The following is a 571-nucleotide window of genomic DNA, read 5'->3' as shown; positions in this document are numbered from 1 at the left end:
GGAAGTGATCATCGACGACAATGCGCGCCAGGCGCTGTTCGGCGATTTCGGCGTCGAGCCGCTCGGCCAGATCGTGTTTCTCGGCTCGGTGCCGGCCCGGGTGATCGGTGTGGCGAAAAGCAATCGCAACTACGCGCCCAATCGCATCACTGTTTGGATGCCCTACAGCACGGTGATGTATCGCATGGTCGGCAAAACCACGCTCAGCGGCATCATCGTGCGCTTGAAGGATGGCGTCGCCAGCGAAGCCGCTGTCAGCGCCATCGCACAATTGCTGACCCAGCGCCATGGCGTCAAGGATTTCATGACCTTCAACCGCGATCAGTTCCGTAAATCGATCGAGCACACGTCGATGACGCTGAGCCTGCTAATCCTGATGGTAGCATCCATCGCGCTGGTGATCGGCAGCCTGGGCGTGATGAACATCATGCTGGTCTCGGTGACCGAACGCACCCACGAAATCGGCGTGCGTATGGCGGTCGGCGCGCGGCGCAGCGACATCATGCAACAGTTCATGATAGAGGCGGTGCTGGTCTGTCTGATCGGCGGCGCTTTGGGCATCGCGCTGTCG

At 60.6% G+C, this 571-nt stretch carries 1 protein-coding gene; it reads left to right on the top strand.

Annotation, left to right across the window (positions count from 1 at the left end; translation table 11 throughout):
- Positions 1 to 571 (top strand): ABC transporter permease (locus tag CAG11_RS33055; RefSeq protein ID WP_143494911.1); only part of this gene is annotated, 571 nt, incomplete at both ends.

This window comes from Pseudomonas sp. B6(2017) (assembly GCF_002112765.1).
In the GTDB taxonomy this organism is placed as follows: Bacteria; Pseudomonadota; Gammaproteobacteria; order Pseudomonadales; family Pseudomonadaceae; genus Aquipseudomonas; species Aquipseudomonas piscis.
This window is presented reverse-complemented; position numbering and strand designations above follow the sequence as displayed.